Consider the following 18381-nt stretch of genomic DNA (forward strand, 5'->3'; position numbering starts at 1 on the left):
CCGAAAGGACACAGCAATGAAGCACCTTCCCTCCCCGACGCGGCGCACCCTCGCGGTGCTCGCCGCAGGAACCGTGGCAGCGCTCGCGCTGGCCGGCTGCAGCACCGGCAGCGACGCCGGCTCCGGCGGCGGCGGCTCCGGCTCCTTCGACTCGATCGAGGCCGCTCTCGAGAAGGGCGGCGAGATCACGTACTGGTCGTGGACGCCGTCTGCCGAGGCCCAGGTCGAGGCCTTCCAGAAGGAGTATCCGAACGTCACGGTCAAGCTGGTGAACGCCGGCACCAACAACGAGGAGTACACCAAGCTGCAGAACGCGATCAAGGCGGGCTCCGGCGCCCCCGACGTCGTGCAGATCGAGTACTACGCGTTCCCGCAGTTCGCGCTGACCGATGCGTTCGTCGACCTGTCGCAGTACGGGTTCGCCGACTTCGAGGACGACTACACCGCCTCCACCTGGAACTCGGTGACCGACGGCGATGCGATCTACGGCCTGCCGCAGGACTCCGGTCCCATGGCGCTGTTCTACAACAAGAGCGTGTTCGATGCGGCCGGTGTCGCCGTCCCCACCACCTGGGACGAGTACTACGAGGCCGCCAAGGCGATCCACGCGGCGAACCCCGACGCCTACATCACCAACGACACGGGAGACGCGGGATTCGCGACCTCGATGATCTGGCAGGCCGGAGGGAAGCCCTTCGAGACCTCGGGGACCGACGTCACGATCGACCTGCAGGACGCCGGGTCGAAGAAGTGGACCGCGAACTGGAACCGGCTCGTCGAGGAGGACTTGCTCGCGCCGTACTCCAGCTGGAGCGACGAATGGTTCCGCGCGCTAGGCGACGGCAGCCTCGCGAGCCTCGTGATCGGCGCCTGGATGCCGGGCAACCTCATCTCCGGCGCCCCTGACGGCTCCGGCGACTGGCGCGTCGCGCCGATGCCGACGTACGACGGTTCCCCGGCCAGCGCGGAGAACGGCGGAGGCGGCCAGGCCGTCACGACCCAGAGCAAGAACCCCGAGCTGGCCGCCGGATTCCTGTGGTGGCTGAACAACTCCGAGGAGAGCATCTCGATCTTCCTCGAGAGCGGTGGCTTCCCGTCGACGACCGCCGACCTGTCGAGCGAGGAATTCCTCGCCGAGGCGCCGGAGTACTTCGGGGGCCAGAAGATCAACGAGGTGCTCGCGGCTGCGGCCGACGATGTGGTCGAGGGCTGGAGCTACCTGCCGTACCAGGTCTACGCCAACAGCATCTTCGGCGACACCGTGGGTCAGTCGTACCAGGACGGCACCGACCTGAACAAGGGCCTCACCGCCTGGCAGGACGCGCTGGTCGAGTACGGCAACGCGCAGGGCTTCACCGTCAACAAGTAGGACCGCGGCAGAGCCGGTCCCGGATCCCCGGGCCGGGACCGGCTCGACCCGCCTCATCGAAAGCACCACGACACGTGACATCCTTCTCCCTCGGTGACACCGACTTCCTCCGCGACGGACAGCCGCATCAGGTGATTTCCGGCGCCATCCACTACTTCCGCGTGCATCCGGACCAGTGGCAGGACAGGATCCGCAAGGCCCGACTGATGGGGCTGAACACGATCGAGACCTACGTCGCCTGGAACGCGCATGAGCCTCGCCGCGGCGAGTGGGACGCGAGCGGGTGGAACGACCTCGGGCGCTTCCTCGATCTCGTCCGTGCCGAGGGACTCGATGCGATCGTGCGGCCGGGACCCTACATCTGCGCCGAGTGGCACAACGGCGGGCTTCCGGTGTGGCTGACCGGGAGCGTCGAGGGTCTGCGCTCCTCCGCTCCCGACTTCCTCGAGGAGGTGAGCGCGTACCTGCGCCGGGTGTACGACATCGTCACGCCGCGGCAGATCGATCGTGGCGGTCCCGTCGTGCTGGTGCAGATCGAGAACGAGTACGGCGCCTACGGATCCGACCGGGCCTACCTCGAGGCTCTCGTCGCCGTCACGCGCGACGCCGGGATCACGGTTCCCCTCACGACCGTCGACCAGCCCGTGGATCGGATGCTGAGCGAGGGAAGTCTTCCCGAGCTGCACAAGACCGCCTCCTTCGGCTCCCGCAGTGCGGAGCGGCTCGCGACCCTGCGCCGGCACCAGCCGACCGGGCCCCTGATGTGCTCGGAGTTCTGGGACGGATGGTTCGACTGGTGGGGAGGCGTGCACCACACGACCGATGTCGCCACCGCCGCCGACGACCTCGACGAGCTGCTGGCGGCGGGAGCATCGGTCAACATCTACATGTTCCACGGCGGGACCAACTTCGCCCTCACGAACGGCGCGAACCACAAGGGCCGCTATCTGCCCCTCGTGACGTCCTACGACTACGACGCCCCGCTCGATGAGGCGGGCAACCCCACGGCGAAGTTCTTCGCCTTCCGAGACGTCATCTCCCGATACGCACCGGTGCCGGACGAGATTCCCCCCGCAGCCGACCCCGCACCCGCGTTCGACGTCCCTCTCGCCGCTGCCGGCGCCTGGACGGACACCCCCGCCTCCGCAGCCACGACCTCGGAGCCGAAGACCTTCGACGCGCTCGGCCACTCGAGCGCCCTGGTGCGTTACGACGCGGCGCTGCCGGGCGGGCGTGGCGGGCTCCTCGTCGTCGGAGAGGTGCGCGACCTGGCCTGGGTGAGCGTCGACGGACCTGTCGTCGGCACGCTCTCCCGCACACGGAACGATCGCGCGATCCGCATACCGGACGGGCAGGCGCTGAGCCTCCTGGTCGAGGATCAGGGACGCGTGAACTACGACCATCGGCTCGGCGAGCAGAAGGGCCTGATCGGCGGGGTCGCCATCGACGGGACTCCGGTGACCGGATGGACGTCGACACCGGTGGACGTGGCCGAGATCGACCCCGCCCCCGATGCTGAGGCTGACGGCGGTGCCGGTGCAGGGCCGCTCGCCTGGACGGCGGAGTTCACGCTGGAGACGCCCGCAGACCTGTTCCTCGACACCGCGACCTGGGGCAAGGGATACGCGTTCGTGAACGGGTTCTTCCTCGGCCGCTACTGGCGGAACGGGCCGCAGCGCACGCTCTATGTACCGGCCCCCGTCACGCGACAGGGCACGAACACGCTCGTCGTGCGAGAACTCGAGGAGGTCATCGCCCCGCGTGCCGTGTTCGTCGAGTCGCCGATGCTGGGCGTCACGGAGGAGTGACGGCCAGGGCGCTCACGCGTCGGCGAGACGCCGCTGAAGCTCGATACTGGCCGCCGCGGCGTCCACGTCCCGGATCCGCTGCCAATTGCGGCCCCCGCGCTCGAAAGCCGTCTGCACCCCGGCCGGCACGAGCGCGGGCGGAAGGGGCGTCGCCAGCCACCGGCACGGCCTGACGTGCACCAGGTCGACCTCGTCCGCGGCGGACGAGTCGTCGAAGCGCCACGGCCCGTCGAGCGCGCCGAGCCAGAAGAGTCCGTCGGCATCACGTGTCCACACCAGCGCCCCGTCCGGCGCCGCAGCGAAGCGCTCGATCCGTCGAGCCATGCGTTCGCCGTGCCGGAGGTCGACCGCGACGAGCGCATCCGTCAGCCCCTCGGGGGCGGCATCGAGGCGTCCACCCAGCCCGCACACGCCGAGGACGAGAGCACGTTCGACCGCGGCTCCTGCGGGAACCCGGTCGTCACGCGAACGCATCGGCGCGCGGTACACGGGAAGCTCGCTCACGGCAGCGTCACCAGCGTGGCCTCTACCGTGGCGCCGTCGATCTCGGCCCACATCATCGTGCAGGCGGGCTGTCGTCGACGGTCGGTCGGCGACCCGGGATTCAGCAGCCGCATGCCCGCCGGCGACACGGTGTCCCACGGAATGTGGGAGTGCCCGAAGATCAGCAGGTCGGCCTCGGGAAAGGCCTCGTCCATACGACTCTCGCGCTGCCGCGACGGCCCCGTCTCGTGCACGACGGCGACGTCGACGGCTTCGACGGTGAATCGGGCGACCTCGGGGAGCCGCGCGCGCAGCTCGCCTGGGTCGTTGTTGCCGAACACGCCCTGCAGCATGCGTGCCTTGGACGCGAGCAGGTCCAGCGTCGCCTCGTCCACCCAGTCGCCCGCATGCACGACGATGTCTGCCTCGTCGACCGCGCGCAGCACGGCTTCCGGCAGCCGCTTCGCCCTCTTCGGGACGTGCGTGTCCGCCAGCAGCAGCATCCTCGTCGCCATGGTGTCCTCCCCGCGTCCCGTGTCCCCGACTCTACGCACCGCACGCGCTCTCCGGGATGACACGCGACATGCGCGTACAGCAAACACTCAGGAAGGCGTAAACTCGCCCGAGTCCCTTGGTATACCGGGGACTCGATCGGAGGAACACACATGAGCACTGCCACTGCGCCGGCGAATCCCCGCTCGCGCGTCATCACCGCGAGCCTGGTCGGCACCACGATCGAGTTCTACGACTTCTACGCGTATGCGACGGCGGCCGTGCTCGTGTTCCCGGTGCTGTTCTTCCCCACCGGCGACGACACGACATCGCTCCTCTCCTCGTTCGCCGTCTTCGGCGCCGCGATGGTCGCCCGACCGATCGGCGCTGTGGTGTTCGGCCACTTCGGCGACAAGTTCGGACGCAAGGCCACGCTCGTGGCATCTCTGCTGACGATGGGCATCGCGACCTTCGTGATCGGTCTGCTGCCGACCTACCAGGACATCGGCTGGTGGGCGGCACTGCTGCTGCTGATCCTCCGCCTCGCGCAGGGCTTCGCGCTCGGCGGCGAGTGGTCCGGGGCCGCGCTGGTCGCCACCGAGAACGCCCCGAAGGGCAAGCGCGCCTGGTACGGCACTTTCCCGCAGCTGGGCGCCCCGCTCGGGTTCATCATCGCCAACTTCCTCTTCCTCGCGATCAACTGGCTGCTGCCGCACGCCGACAACCCGGCACTGAAGTCCGAGGCGTTCCTCGCCTGGGGCTGGCGCATCCCGTTCCTGTTCTCCGCCGTGATGGTCATCATCGGCCTGTGGGTGCGGCTCAAGCTCGTCGAGTCCGACACCTTCAAGAAGGCCGAGACGAAGGGCGTGATCCGCAAGCTGCCGCTCGCGACCGTGTTCCGCCACCACTGGAAGCAGCTCATCCTCGGCACGTTCATCATGCTGGCGACGTACGTGCTGTTCTATCTGATGACGAACTTCACCCTGGCCTACGGCACCAAGCCCGCGTCGCTGGAGACGGCTTCGGCTGCGGCGAAGGCGGCGGCCGAGGCGACCGGCGCCTCGTTCGATCCCACCAAGTTCGCCGCGCAGTTCTATCCGGGACTCGGCTTCGGCTACACCGACTTCGTGCTGATGCAGATCATCGGTGTGGTGTTCTTCGGTGTCTTCACCCTGCTCTCGGGTCCCATCGCCGATGCGGTGGGACGGCGCAAGCTGCTGCTGTGGGTCACGGGAACCATCATCGTGTTCGGCCTCACCTTCAACGCGTTCCTGCTCCCGGCGATCGACCCCAAGTTCACGGGCGCGCTCACGCAGGCGTTCCTGGTGTTCGGCTTCATGCTGATGGGCGCCACGTTCGGTCCGATGGGGGCTCTGCTGCCCGAGCTGTTCCCGACGAACGTCCGGTACACGGGGTCGGCGATCGCGTACAACGTCTCCTCGATCCTCGGCGCCGCGGTGGCCCCGCTCATCGCTCTGAAGCTGTGGGAGGTGGCCGGTGGCGCGCCATGGCTGGTCGGCCTCTACCTGTCGGCGATGGGTGTGCTGACCTTCATCGCGCTGATCCTCTCGCCGGAGACGAAGGACCACGACTACGACGACGACCTCGGCGTGGCCGCAGCCGTCGAACTCTAGTCCGCGAGGAACGCCTCGATCGCGGCGATCGTCGTCGCGTTGTCGACATGCCGCACGGCGCGGATCCCGACCGCTTCGGCTCCGTCGACCGACACCTGGTGGTCATCGATGAACAGCACGTCTCCCGGCTTCGCCCCCATGCGCTGCAACGCGCGCAGGTAGGCCTCACGATCCGGCTTGTTGACACCCTGCTCGTGGCTGTAGCAGATCGGATCGAAGATCTCGGAGAACCCGAAGCGACGCTCCTCCTCCTCTCGCGCGCCATCGGCCGAGTTGGAGAGGATCGCGGTTCGCGCGCGCGACGAGAGGGTTCGCGCGTACTCGACCAGATCGACGTTGGCAGTGCCGCAGTACGCGTCCCAGAAGTCGGCGCGCATGGCGCTGCGTTGCGCGCATCGAGGTCGAGCGCCGTGGTCACCGCGCCCCAGAACTCCGACTCCGTCCCCGTGGTGACGTCGATCGCCGGAAGATCGGCGGCCGCGATGCGCGCATCGAGGACACCGCGGTCGAGACCGCTCACCGCGCGCCAGCGATCCCACCACTCCTGCTGCCATGCGTCGTCGTCGACGACCTCCAGAACTCCGCCGATGTCGAACAGGACCCATCTCTTCGAAGGCATCTCCCCAGAGTGCCACGTCAACATGTATTGACTTCCCGGCCTGCGTCAATGACTATTGACGCAGGAGGTCCATCATGACAATGCCGACCGCGATCGCCCAGGATGACGGGAGCGAACCCCTGGCCGCCCTGCACCGCCTCGCCGAGGTGCGGAAGGAGGTCGCCCGCGCCGAGGAGGCGAACGTGCGTCGTGCACGCAACCTCGGCTACTCGTGGCAGGCCATCGCCAGCGCTCTCGGGGTGAGCAAACAGGCGGCCCACCGACGTTTCGGCCGCTCCTGACGCTCTTACAGCCACTCCATAGGATCCGACCGCGAACGAAGTACGGTCGAAGTACCATCTCCAGATAGAGGTCCCGCATGTCCGGTTCGGCGACAGCACGCCGTCGCGGACGTGGCGCACAGCCCGAAGGCCCCCGCGCGACGTTCCGCCAACTCCTCCCCTTCCTGTTCGAGCACAAGCGCACCCTCATCGTGGTCGCCGTGCTCAGCGTCATCGGCGCAGCGACGTCGCTCGTGCAGCCGCTCCTCGTGGCCCAGGTCATCGAGGCCGTGCAGTCCGATACGGGGATCGGGATCCTCGTCTGGCTCCTGGTCGGTTTCGTGATCGTGTCGTCGATCATCTCCGGCTTCCAGCACTACCTGCTCCAGCGCACGGGCACCGCCGTGGTGTACTCGAGCCGTCGCAAGCTGATCGCCCGCATCCTGCACCTGCCGACCTCCGAGTTCGACGCGCGCCGCACCGGCGACCTCGTCTCCCGCGTCGGCACGGACACGACGCTGCTCTACGCCGTGCTCACCCAGGGCCTTGCCGATGCCGTCGGCAGCGCGGTGCTCTTCGTGGGAGCGCTGATCGCGATGCTCGTGATCGACCCGATCCTGCTGCTGCTCATCGTCGTGGTGATCGGCATCTCCGTCGCCGTCGTCGTGCTCCTGAGCGGGCGTATCCGCACCGCATCGACCGCCCAGCAGGAGAAGGTCGGAGAACTGGCCTCCGGCGTCGAGCGCGCAGTCGGCTCGATCCGCACCATCCGCGCCTCCGGGGCGACCGAGCGCGAGACCACCGCTGTGTCCGCGCTCGCCTCCGACGCCTACGGCATCGGCGTGCGCATCGCCAAGATCTCCTCCATGGTGGTACCCGTCTCCGGCATCGCCCTGCAGCTCTCGCTGCTGGTGGTCCTCGGCGTCGGCGGCTTCCGCGTGGCGGCCGGGGCGATCACGATCGCCTCCTTGATCTCGTTCATCATGTTCCTGTTCCTGCTCGTGATGCCCCTCGCCACCACGTTCGGCGCCATCACCTCGGTGAACCAGGCCCTCGGTGCGCTCGGTCGCATCCAGGAGGTGCTCGATCTGCCGACCGAGTCACAGGATGACGAGAAGATCGCGGCGTCGCTGCCTCGCGAGACACCGGCCCCCGACGCGCCGGCCATCGAGTTCCGCGACGTGCGCTTCCACTACCCGGCGAATGTCGTCGCCGCCCGCGAGGCCGCTGCCAAGGAGGCCCGGACCCTGCTCGCCGATGCACACCTGGAATCCGCAGAGGATGCCACGGCCGCCGCACAGGACCACGAGGTGCTCCGCGGGGTGTCGTTCTCCGTGCCGCACGGTGCGCGCGTCGCCCTGGTCGGCCCCAGCGGCGCCGGCAAGAGCACGATCCTGTCGCTCATCGAGCGCTTCTACGACCCGACCGGCGGATCGATCCGCGTGCACGGCCACGACGCGCGCACGTATCCGCGCGACGAGCTGCGCGCCCACTTCGGCTACGTCGAGCAGGATGCGCCGACGCTGGCCGGCACTCTCGCCGAGAACCTGCGGCTCGCCTCCCCCGAGGCGACCGACGCCGACTGCGAGCGCGTGCTGCGCGCCGTGAATCTCGGCGACGTGCTCGAGCGCAGCCCCCTCGGGATCGAGGCACCCGTCGGCGAGGACGGCGTGATGCTGTCCGGCGGCGAGCGTCAGCGGCTCGCGATCGCCCGTGCCCTGCTGACCGACGCCCCGATCCTGCTGCTCGACGAATCGACGTCATCGCTCGACGGCGTGAACGAGCAGCGCATGCGCGAGGCCATCGACGCCGTGTCCACAGATCGCACGCTCGTCGTGATCGCCCACCGCCTCTCGACCGTGGTCGACAGCGACCTGATCGTGGTGCTGCAGGACGGTGTCGTGGTCGGCCAGGGCACCCACACCGAGCTCGTGGAGTCGACGCCGCTGTACCGCGATCTCGCCCGGCACCAGCTGCTCGCCTGACCCTGTCCCCACGTCCCGCACCCCGTCCCCACGGCGTCGAGACCCATCGCGTTCGTCGAGACCCATCCTCCCCCACGCTTGAGAGCGTGGGTCTCGACGACGAGCGTGGGTCTCGACGAGAGACACGACAACACGAAGGCGGGACGTCGGAGACCACTCAGCCATGGGTTCGTCTCTGATGTCCCGCCTTCGCGGGTTTGCAGGGCACGAGGCCCTGAGGGTGCCGGCTCCCCCGAACCGGCACCGGTCTGGGGGCTACGCCTTGTCGAGGCGGTAGCGCAGCGAGGCCAGCTCGGCGCGCAGCGCCGCGGGGACCTTGTCGCCGAAGGTGTCGTAGAACTCCTCGGTCAGATCGGCCTCGGTCTTCCACGCCTCGGCGTCGACGGAGAACAGCTCGTCGAGGTCGGCGGCGGGGATGTCGAGCCCGTCGAGGTTGAGGTCCTCCACGCGCGGCAGGCGTCCGATCGGGCTGTCGACTGCAGGCACGTCGCCCGCGATACGGCGGATGATCCAGTCGACGACACGCGAGTTGTCGCCGAAGCCCGGCCACAGGAACCGGCCGTCGTCGCCGCGGCGGAACCAGTTGACCTGGAAGATGCGCGGTGCGCGGTCGAAGCGCAGACCGCGACCGACCTTGAGCCAGTGGCCGAAGTAGTCCGCCATGTTGTAGCCGCAGAACGGCAGCATCGCGAAGGGGTCGCGACGCAACTCGCCGACCGTGCCCTCGGCCGCCGCCGTGCGCTCCGAGGAGATGTTCGAGCCGAGGAACACGCCGTGCGTCCAGTCAGTTGCTTCGACGACGAGCGGCACGTTGCTCGCGCGGCGTCCACCGAACAGGATGACGTCGAGCGGCACGGCCTCCTCCCAGTCCTCGGAGATCTGCGGGCACTGGGCCGCCGACACCGTGAAACGGGAGTTGGGGTGCGCAGCAGGGCGTCCCGACTCGGGGGTCCAGTCGTTGCCCTCCCAGTCGATCAGGTTCGCCGGCGCCTCGTCGGTCAGGCCCTCCCACCACACGTCGCCGTCCGGGCGGAGCGCCACGTTCGTGAAGATGGTGTTGCCCCAGAGCGTCTCGACCGCGGTGACGTTGGTCGACTCGCCGGTGCCGGGTGCGACGCCGAAGAAGCCCGCCTCGGGGTTGATGGCCCACATGCGGCCGTCCTCACCCGGACGGATCCAGGCGATGTCGTCACCGAGGGTCTCGACGCGCCAGCCCGGGATGGTCGGACGCAGCATGGCGAGGTTCGTCTTGCCGCATGCCGAGGGGAACGCGGCGGCCACGTGGTAGGCCTTGCCCTGCGGGTCGATCACGCGGATGAGCAGCATGTGCTCGGCGAGCCAGCCCTCGTCGCGGGCGATCACCGAGGCGATGCGCAGCGCGAAGCACTTCTTGGCGAGGATCGCGTTGCCGCCGTAGCCCGAGCCGTACGAGTAGACCTCGAGCGTCTCCGGGAAGTGCACGATGTACTTGTCGTCGTTGCAGGGCCACTCCACGTCCTGCGCGCCCGGCGCGAGCGGGGCACCGACCGTGTGCACGGTCTTGACCCAGGGCGCGCCCTCGGCGATCTGACGCGTGACGGCATCGCCGACACGGGTCATGATGCCGATCGAGGCGACCGCGTAGGCGCTGTCAGTGATCTGCACGCCGATATGCGAGAGCGGGCCGCCGACGCGTCCCATCGAGAACGGGACGACGTACATGGTGCGCCCGCGCATCGATCCCTCGAAGATCTCATCCATCTTGGCGTGCATCTCCGCCGGAGCCGCCCAGTTGTTCGTGGGGCCCGCGTCCTCCTCGCGCTCGGAGGCGATGAACGTGCGCCCCTCGGTGCGAGCGACGTCGCTGGGGTGCGAGCGCGCGAGGTACGAGCCGGGTCGCCACTCGGGGTTGAGCTTGATCAGCTTGCCCTCGTCGACGAGTCCGCGCAGCAGCCAGTCGTTCTCAGCCCGCGAGCCGTCGACCCAGTGCACGGAATCGGGCTGGGTGAGCGCCCGGATCTCCTCGACCCAGGCGGCCAGCTCGGCCATCGCAGGAGTGTCATACGTCGGAGCCGCCCCGAACGTGCGCGTCGGGGAGACGGGAGACGTGCGAGGGGTGAGGACTTCGGCCATGGCCATGACTGCTCCTTAGAAGTGTGGGGCGTTGCACCTATCTTCTTCCGGTTCGAACTCGACTTTCGGCAATTTCGAGCGATAAGAACAGCGATTCTTTCGCTAGACTCAAGGAATGGCGTCCTCCGGCATCCACCTCACGACCCTCGGCCACCGCATCCGTCACCACCGGCTGGAGAACGGCTACACGCTCGACGAGCTCGGCGCGCTGGTCGGTGTCGCCGGCTCGCAGCTGAGCCTGATCGAGAACGGCAAGCGCGAACCCAAGCTCTCCCTCCTTCAAGCGATCGCGCAGGCGACCAAGACCGAGGTGACCGACCTCATCTCCGGCGAGCCGCCGAACCGGCGTGCCGCGCTCGAGATCGCCCTGGAGCGCGCGCAGGAGAGCCCGGTGTTCCGGCAGCTCGGTGTCGCACCCGTGCGAGTGACCAAGGGGATGAGCGACGAGACCATCGAATCCGTTCTCGGCCTGCACCGGGAGCTGGAGCGGCGGGAGCGCGAGGCGATCGCGACCCCGGAGGAAGCACGCCGAGCCAACACCGAGCTGCGGCTGCGGATGCGCGCCCAGAACAACTACCTCCCCGAGATCGAGAAGCTCGCCGAGAAGCACCTCAAGGCCGCGGGACACGTGCAGGGTGCGCTCACCCACCGCACCGTGAGCATCATGGCCGAGAAGCTCGGGTTCGAACTGATCTATGTCAACGACCTCCCGCACTCGACACGGTCGGTCACCGACCTCGAGAACGGGCGGATCTACCTGCCGCCGGCATCGATCCCCGGCGGTCACGGCCTGCGCTCGATGGCGTTGCAGGCGATGGCGCACCGACTTCTCGGACACACCCCGCCGACCGACTACGCCGACTTCCTGCAGCAGCGCCTGGAGATCAACTACTTCGCCGCGTGCTGCCTGATGCCGGAGACGGCCTCCGTCGCGTTCCTGCAGCAGGCGAAGAAGGACCGCAACCTCGCGGTCGAGGACTTCCGCGACGGCTTCGGGGTCACGCACGAGGCGGCGGGCATGCGCATGACGAACCTGCTGACGCAGCACCTCGGCATGGCGCTGCACTTCCTGCGCGTCGACTCCACCGGCGCGATCACCCGTGTGTACGAGAACGACGACCTGCCGCTGCCGATGGATGTGACCGGTGCCGTGGAGGGGCAGCGGGTATGCCGCAAATTCCAGGCGCGCGCCGCGTTCACTCAGCAGAACCGCACGGTGGAGCACCACCAGTACACCGACACCCCGTCAGGAACTTTCTGGTGCTCGACGCAGACCGGCTCGTCGACCGACGGCGAGTTCTCGGTGACGGTCGGAGTGCCCTTCGACGACGCGCGGTGGTGGCGCGGACGCGAGACGAACGACCGCGCGGTGTCGACGTGCCCCGACGAGTCGTGCTGCCGTCGCCCCTCGGCCGAGCTGAGCGATCGGTGGAGCGGACGGGCCTGGCCGAGCGCACGTGTGCACACGCACATGTTCTCCCCCCTCCCCCGCGGCGCATTCCCGGGCGTCGACGACAACGAGGTCTACAGCTTCCTCGCGCGCCACGCCAGCGAGTAGCGGGCGGGTCGGGCTCGGGCGGGCGTCTCAGTCGTCGGCGAACCGGGCGAACCGCGCGATGGCTGCGGACACGGCGTGGGGATCCTCTGGCTCCTCGAAGAGCTCCGGCGGTGCACTCCTGGTCGCGCTCGCATGCGACCAGGTGCCGATGACGCGGCCCTGTTCGACGATCGTCGGACGCACCATGCCGTTCTTCCCCGGCCCGATCGCCGCCACGTGCGCCGGGTCGCATACGGCCGTGCGGTCGGCGTAGGAGATGTAGTACTCGTCGAACGCACCGAGGGCATGGACCGCCGCGGCGCCGCTCGCCCGACGCGGGGGCCGGCGCGCGACGAAGAGTCCATCGTTGACCTCGTCGACGCGGGAGGCCGCCCGCTCCGCCGCCTCACGCGACTGCCCCAGGGTGAGGCCCGACCACCATGCGAAGTCGGCGACCCCGGCAGGACCGTGACCGTCGACGTAGCGGACGAACAGCTCGGCGAGCGGATCATCGGGTGCTGCGTGCTCGCGGATGTGCTCCTCCACGAGGACGAAGCGCTGTTCGCGGGCGACACCGACGCGGGCCATGACCGGTCCCTGGCAGATCAGACCGGCGATCGTGAGGGTGAACAGCAGGTGGATGCCGCGCTGACCGGAGGGGTCGATGCCGATCCCCTCCAGGACCTCGAACACCTCCGCGCGCGTGCACCCGCCATCGCGCAGACGCGGGGTCAGGGCGCGAACGGCCGCGGCGACCATGTCGTCGTCGATGCCGAGGTCACGGTGACGGGTGGCGGCCTGCTGCCGCTGCCGTCCGGCGGTGACCTGAAGCATCCAGCCGAGATCACGCGCCGGGACGGTGTGCAGGGTGCCGCGCATGGTCCACGCGCGCACGATGTCGCCGCGATCGAAGGCCCGGTCGACGTCGCGCAGCGTCGGCTCACCGCGGGTGCGGACGGCGAGCGCCCACCGCCCGGCCGTGAAGTCCTGACTCTGCACGGCGAGCATGTGCTGTGCCGCATCCGTCACGGTGCGCGCCGGAGCGGTCAGGCGGTGCGAACGGAGGCGGAGCGAACGGAGGCGGTGCGAACGGAGGCGATCGGTACGCTGAGCCGCAGTCTTCATGACCTCATCATGCCGGGTACCCCGGACGATACGATGAAACCCGGCGAACGACGAGACTCAGCCCTGCAGGGTCACCTCGCGGCGCTCCGGCAGCACGATCGGGTGCGAGCCCGCCATGACCTCGAGCACGCGGATGACCTGGCAGGAGTATCCGAACTCGTTGTCGTACCAGACGTACAGGATGAGGGTGTCCTCGTCGGCGATGGTGGCGAGGCCGTCGACGATGCCCGCACGGTGCGAGCCGACGAAGTCGGTGGAGACGACGTCGGGGCTCTCCACGTAGTCGATCTGCTGACGGAGCTTGGAGTGCAGCGAGACGCGGCGCAGGTAGTCGTTGACCTCGTCCTTGGTCGCGGGGCGCTCGATGGTGAGGTGCAGCACCGCGAGCGACACGTCGGGCGTGGGCACGCGGATCGAGCTGCCCGTGAGCTTTCCCTCGAGCTGCGGGAGCGCTTTGGCCACGGCCTTGGCCGCCCCTGTCTCGGTGATGACCATGTTGAGCACGGCCGAACGTCCGCGTCGGTCGCCCTTGTGGAAGTTGTCGATCAGGTTCTGGTCGTTCGTGAACGAGTGCACGGTCTCGACGTGCCCCTTGACGACGCCGTACGCCTCATCGATCGCCGCGAGCACGGGAGTGATGGCGTTGGTCGTGCAGGACGCGGCCGAGAGGATGCGGTCGGAGTCGGCGATGGTGTCGTCGTTGATGCCGTGGACGATGTTCTTGAGCGGGCTCTTGCCGGGGGCCGTGAGCAGCACGCGGGCGACGCCCTTCGACTGCAGGTGCTGGGAGAGCCCCGCCTCGTCGCGCCAGCGTCCGGTGTTGTCCACGACGATCGCGTCGTGGATGCCGTGCGCGGTGTAGTCGATGGTCGCCGGGTCGTCGGAGTAGATCACCTGGATGCGGGTGCCGTTCGCGATGATCTGCTCGGCCTCTTCGTCGACCGTGACCGAACCGGCGAAGCGTCCGTGCACGGAGTCGCGCAGCAGCAGCGACGCGCGCTTGACGAGATCGTTCTCGGCACCGCGACGGACGACGATGGCACGCAGACGCAGCCCGCTCCCGCCTCCCGTGTGGGCGATGAGGATACGCGCGAGGAGGCGACCGATGCGCCCGAACCCGTAGAGCACGACGTCGGTGGCCTCGGCGGCGACGGCTCCCATGGCCGGAGCGAGCACATCTGCGAGATAGGCCTCCAACGGCTGGCCGCTCTCGGCGTGGCCGGCGACCAGGCGGGCGACGTCGAGGGAGGAGGCCCCGGGCGCGAGAGCATGGATCGCTTCCAGCACCGCAAGGCTGTCCTCGATCGGCAGACGCTCGTGACCGAGCTGGGCGACACGCTCGTGCACCTCGACCAGCCCCGTCGCCGACAAGCCGAGCAGACGATGCCCGTGGAGCGAGGTGACGACGTCGTGCTCCCGTCGGAGCGCCCCGATGAGCGGGATCATCCGCTCCGCGAGCTCTTCGCTCTCTGTCCAGTCGTCGCGGTGTGCCGCGGAATCGTTCATCTGCGTCCTTGCATGTGTGAGCGCGCGCCGAGGTCACCGGCGCGCGAATTGCCGGGTGGATCGGGGGATGCATCCAGCGTACAAGTCGCAGGAACACGTGCCGAATCCGACGGCTGCGGACCAGGGTCGAGCACGCCCCGGTTCTCGAGGGAATCCCCCGGTCACCCGTCGCGTTCTCCCCCTCGGACGCTCCACGAAAGGCTCGCGATGACCCCCAGCCCCCGCCGCTCGGCATGGCCGCCTCTGCTGCTCGCGATCGCCCTCGAGGTGAGCGCGACCCTCTCGCTCCGAGCCGCCGAGGGGTTCACACATCCGCTCTGGCTGATCCTCGTGGTGCTCGGCTACACGGGGTCGCTCTGGCTGCTGTCGGTCGTGCTCGACCGCGGCATGGCCGTCGGCGTCGCGTATGGCATCTGGTCGGCGATCGGCGTCGTGCTCACCGCCGCGCTCGGCACGGTGCTGTTCGGCGAGCTGCTGGGACCGGTGCAGATCGTCGGCGTCGGCGTGATCGTGGTCGGCGTGCTGCTCGTCGAACTCGGATCCCATACGCGCGAGACGACGGAGGCGACGCCATGACCTGGGTGTTCCTCGCGCTCGCGATCGCGAGCGAGGTCACGGCGACACTGAGTCTGCGCGCATCCGAGGGCCTGCGCCGTCGCCGCTGGATCCCCGTGATCGTCGTCGGCTATCTCGCCGCCTTCACCCTGCTCGGCACGATCCTCGCGATGGGGATGCCGGTGGGGGTCGCCTACGGGATCTGGGCCGCCGCCGGCGTCGCGCTGACCGCGGTGCTCGGGCGGGTGATCTTCAAGGATCACTTCTCGGCGATGATGGCGGTCGGCGTCGCGCTGATCGCGGTCGGCGTGGGGATGATCGAGTTCGGCGGCGGCCACTGACGACAGCGCGCATGAGCTTCTCCGGCGCAGCAGTTTTACGTCTACACTGGTGGAATAATGACACAGTCACTCCACGGCGACGATGCCGACCTGATCATCCGCGGCGGCCGCATCCGCACCCTCGACTCCTCCGAGACGGTCACGGAGTCGCTCGCCATCCGCGACGGGGTCATCGTCGCCCTCGGTGCGGAGGCGGAGGCCCTGGACTCGCGCGCGGTGATCGAGCTCGACGGGCGCACCGCAGTCCCCGGCATCAACGACGCCCACCTGCACGCCGCGTGGTTGGGGGCACGGTGGCCGCATCTCTTCTTCTCCGACACACCGCCGGAGGAGCAGCCGTCCGGGCGGCTCGTGTCGACGTCGGGGGAACGCCGGTCGGCGCTGCGACGCGCATGGGCACTGCTCGCCGAGCTCGGCATCACGAGCTACACCGAGCCGGGGATCGGCCCGGGCGAGGACGACGGCGAGACCGGATGCTTCGGCTCCGACATGCTCGACACCTACCTCGAGCTGCACCGCGAGCGGGCGCAGACCTCCCGCGTGACCCTGCTGAGGCTGTTCGGCACGATCGACGGCGAGAGCACACTCGACGACTTCGAGCGCGGGGTGCGCACCCCCGCACCGTCCTCCGACCCTCGATGGCTCGCGATCCCCGGCGTGAAGATCTTCGCGGACGGCATCCCCCCGATGGCGACCGCCTGGGTCGATGAACCCTACGCCGACGGCACCACCGGCGGCCTGCTCACCCGCGGCGAGCCCGACGCCCGTACCGCCTTCCGGCGCATGCTCGAACTGGCCTCGGCCCGCGGGCTGCAGATCGCGGTGCACGCGACGGGAGACCGTTCGATCGCCGAGTTCCTGTCCGTGCTGGAGGGCCTGCACGCACAGCACCCCACGCCGTCGGGTCCGCACTATGTCGTGCACGGCGATCTCGCCACGACCGAGCAGATCACCAGGATGGGAAGCATAGGCGCGGGGTTCGCCGTGCAGCCGCTGATCGCGGCGCACACGCACTCCTGGGCGGCGCTGCAGCTGGGAGAGGCCAGACTCGCCTCCGCATGGCCGCTCGCCGAGATGCTGACCTCGGACGCACTGACCACGATCACGAGCGACTCCCCCATCGCGAGCCCGGACTGGCGGCTGGGTCTCGACGCGTCCCTCGGACTGCTCACCGCCGCCGGTGTCGCGGACGACGCGGGCACCAGGAACCGACTGCTGCGCTCCGTCACCGTCGACCCTGCTCGGCAGGACGGCGCCTCGAGCTGGAAGGGCTCGCTGGCAGTCGGCATGGTCGCCGACGTCACCGTCCTGGATGAGGATCCTCTGACGCCCGGCCGCGACCTCGCGACGATCGGCGTCGGCCGCACGATCGTGGACGGGCGCACGGTCTTCTCGCGAGGCTGATCCCGACAGCGACGCACGAAAACGGCGGGCGGCATGTTCACGCATGCCGCCCGCCTCTGATCCCCCTCGGACCAGTCGTGCGTCCCGGCGCCGGTCGCCCGGTGCCGGAACGAGTCTCACACCGCGGTCGCCACGAGCACCCGCGGGCTGCCGGGCAGGGCGACCTTGTCGCGCACCGACCAGCCGGCGTCGGCGAGCCATCCGCGCACCTCGGTCTCGGGATAGACGACGGTGCCGTCGATCACGAGGTACTCGCCCGCGTGCAGGGCGTCGAGTCCGCGCTGCTCCACATCCTCGTCCAGGAAGAAGTCGAGCACGGTCAGGGTCGCGCCGTCGACGGCAGCCGCCCGCAGGTTGCGGAAGATCTGCGCGTTCTCCTCGGCGGAGAAGCGGTGGATCACGTGGTTCGCGAAGACCGCGTCGTACTCCCCCTCCGGGGCGGTGGTCGCCGTGTCGCCGACCTCGACCGTGGCACGCTCCTGCACTCCCGCAGCCGCGACCGCGTCGGCGATGCCGTCTTCGAAGCCGGGAGCATAGAGGAACGTGGTGTGCAGCTCGGGGTTGTCCGCCATGACGGACAGCGCGAACTCGGCGGACAGTCCACCGAAGTCGAGCGCCCTGGTCGCGCCGCCGAGGTCGACGTGGCGGCCGAACTCCTGCGCGTGCAGACGGTTGTACGTCATGACGCCGGCCATGAAGGTCGCCCAGCGGGCGTCGTCCATCTGCAGGTCGCCCGGCTCGGTCGTATCGACCGTATGTGCGAACTGCAGCCAGTGCGGGTAGCTGATCTCGTCGAGGAACGTGAGGAAGGGGGCGAGGTCGATCGCCGCCTCGTCGCCGACCAGGTACGCGGCGGCGTCCTCGGCGAGCGCATAGCGTCCGCCGTTGCGGGCGAGCAGCCCCTTGGCGGCCATCGCATCGGCGAGCAGCGTCGCGATGCGATCGCTGACCGCGCACCGCTCGGCGATCGCGGCAGCCGTGTCCGCTCCGTCGGCGATCGCCGCGAACAGGCCGATCCTGCTGGCCTGGAAGAGCTGCTTGGAGGCCATGTAGCCGGTGGCGATGTCGAGGATCCGCGCCGCGTCGGCGGTGGGGGTGTCGGTCATGAGCGAGCCTTTCGAATTGTCTACAAATGTTGGAAATAAAGAGCA

16 protein-coding genes are annotated in these 18381 nt (G+C 69.1%); 9 read left to right on the top strand and 7 right to left on the bottom strand.

The window, feature by feature from the left end; all coding sequences use genetic code 11:
* Window positions 1-16: 16 nt before the first annotated feature.
* Entirely contained in the window at window positions 17-1369 is a 1353-nt protein-coding gene (locus tag AB4070_RS05810) for an ABC transporter substrate-binding protein (RefSeq protein ID WP_441979279.1), read from the top strand.
* A 74-nt stretch (window positions 1370-1443) separates the two neighbouring features.
* The gene (locus AB4070_RS05815; protein ID WP_441979280.1) at window positions 1444-3177 is read left to right on the top strand and encodes a glycoside hydrolase family 35 protein; all 1734 of its coding nucleotides are present in this window, start codon (window positions 1444-1446) and stop codon (window positions 3175-3177) included.
* Between the two features lie 12 nt (window positions 3178-3189).
* Here the strand turns inward: AB4070_RS05815 and AB4070_RS05820 are convergent, their stop codons facing one another.
* Both AB4070_RS05820 and AB4070_RS05825 read right to left on the bottom strand, forming a co-directional pair.
* Entirely contained in the window at window positions 3190-3681 is a 492-nt protein-coding gene (locus AB4070_RS05820) for a GAF domain-containing protein (RefSeq protein ID WP_441979281.1), read from the bottom strand.
* A complete protein-coding gene (locus AB4070_RS05825) occupies window positions 3678-4175 on the bottom strand; it encodes a metallophosphoesterase family protein (protein WP_441979282.1) in 498 nt (165 codons plus the stop codon). The genes AB4070_RS05820 and AB4070_RS05825 overlap by 4 nt, the downstream gene beginning before the upstream one ends.
* Before the next feature lie 150 nt (window positions 4176-4325).
* Between AB4070_RS05825 and AB4070_RS05830 the strand changes: the two genes are divergently transcribed.
* Window positions 4326-5786 carry an MFS transporter gene (locus tag AB4070_RS05830; protein WP_046749673.1) on the top strand — a complete coding sequence of 487 codons (1461 nt, stop codon included), beginning with the start codon at window positions 4326-4328 and terminating at the stop codon, window positions 5784-5786.
* Here the strand turns inward: AB4070_RS05830 and AB4070_RS05835 are convergent.
* On the bottom strand, window positions 5783-6163 hold the full coding sequence (locus AB4070_RS05835; RefSeq protein ID WP_441979283.1) for an HAD family hydrolase: 381 nt from the start codon (window positions 6161-6163) through the stop codon (window positions 5783-5785). The genes AB4070_RS05830 and AB4070_RS05835 overlap by 4 nt on opposite strands.
* Before the next feature lie 316 nt (window positions 6164-6479).
* Here AB4070_RS05835 and AB4070_RS05840 point away from each other — a divergent pair, with 316 nt between their 5' ends.
* A complete protein-coding gene (locus AB4070_RS05840; RefSeq protein ID WP_046399014.1) occupies window positions 6480-6686 on the top strand; it encodes a hypothetical protein in 207 nt (68 codons plus the stop codon).
* Window positions 6687-6763: 77 nt separating this feature from the next.
* Window positions 6764-8650: an ABC transporter ATP-binding protein gene (locus AB4070_RS05845; RefSeq protein ID WP_441979284.1), complete on the top strand. Its 1887-nt coding sequence runs from the start codon at window positions 6764-6766 to the stop codon at window positions 8648-8650.
* A gap of 255 nt (window positions 8651-8905) precedes the next feature.
* Here AB4070_RS05845 and AB4070_RS05850 read toward each other — a convergent pair whose 3' ends face one another.
* Window positions 8906-10768: a phosphoenolpyruvate carboxykinase (GTP) gene (locus AB4070_RS05850; RefSeq protein ID WP_058632905.1), complete on the bottom strand. Its 1863-nt coding sequence runs from the start codon at window positions 10766-10768 to the stop codon at window positions 8906-8908.
* 109 nt (window positions 10769-10877) lie between these two features.
* Between AB4070_RS05850 and AB4070_RS05855 the strand changes: the two genes are divergently transcribed.
* Window positions 10878-12320 (top strand): helix-turn-helix transcriptional regulator, encoded by a 1443-nt coding sequence (locus tag AB4070_RS05855; protein ID WP_058632906.1) that lies wholly within the window; start codon window positions 10878-10880, stop codon window positions 12318-12320.
* Window positions 12321-12347: 27 nt separating this feature from the next.
* Here the strand turns inward: AB4070_RS05855 and AB4070_RS05860 are convergent, their stop codons facing one another.
* On the bottom strand, window positions 12348-13424 hold the full coding sequence (locus tag AB4070_RS05860) for a winged helix DNA-binding domain-containing protein (protein WP_441979285.1): 1077 nt from the start codon (window positions 13422-13424) through the stop codon (window positions 12348-12350).
* A gap of 57 nt (window positions 13425-13481) precedes the next feature.
* Window positions 13482-14930, bottom strand: coding sequence for a glyceraldehyde-3-phosphate dehydrogenase (locus AB4070_RS05865; protein WP_441979286.1), 1449 nt, complete (start codon window positions 14928-14930; stop codon window positions 13482-13484).
* Window positions 14931-15137: 207 nt separating this feature from the next.
* Between AB4070_RS05865 and AB4070_RS05870 the strand changes: the two genes are divergently transcribed.
* The 3 genes from AB4070_RS05870 to AB4070_RS05880 are packed head-to-tail and all read left to right on the top strand — an operon-like array spanning window position 15138 to window position 17230.
* Window positions 15138-15506 (top strand): DMT family transporter, encoded by a 369-nt coding sequence (locus AB4070_RS05870; protein ID WP_441979287.1) that lies wholly within the window; start codon window positions 15138-15140, stop codon window positions 15504-15506.
* The gene (locus tag AB4070_RS05875; RefSeq protein ID WP_282847920.1) at window positions 15503-15826 is read left to right on the top strand and encodes a DMT family transporter; all 324 of its coding nucleotides are present in this window, start codon (window positions 15503-15505) and stop codon (window positions 15824-15826) included. Before AB4070_RS05870 ends, AB4070_RS05875 begins: the two co-directional genes overlap by 4 nt.
* Before the next feature lie 57 nt (window positions 15827-15883).
* A complete protein-coding gene (locus tag AB4070_RS05880) occupies window positions 15884-17230 on the top strand; it encodes an amidohydrolase (RefSeq protein ID WP_441979288.1) in 1347 nt (448 codons plus the stop codon).
* A gap of 116 nt (window positions 17231-17346) precedes the next feature.
* Here the strand turns inward: AB4070_RS05880 and AB4070_RS05885 are convergent, their stop codons facing one another.
* Window positions 17347-18336, bottom strand: a complete 990-nt coding sequence (locus AB4070_RS05885; protein ID WP_441979289.1) for a methyltransferase family protein — start codon at window positions 18334-18336, stop codon at window positions 17347-17349.
* Window positions 18337-18381: the final 45 nt, after the last annotated feature.

Origin of the sequence: Microbacterium sp. 2RAF4, from assembly GCF_052115285.1 — a bacterium.
GTDB lineage: Bacteria > Actinomycetota > Actinomycetes > Actinomycetales > Microbacteriaceae > Microbacterium > Microbacterium oxydans.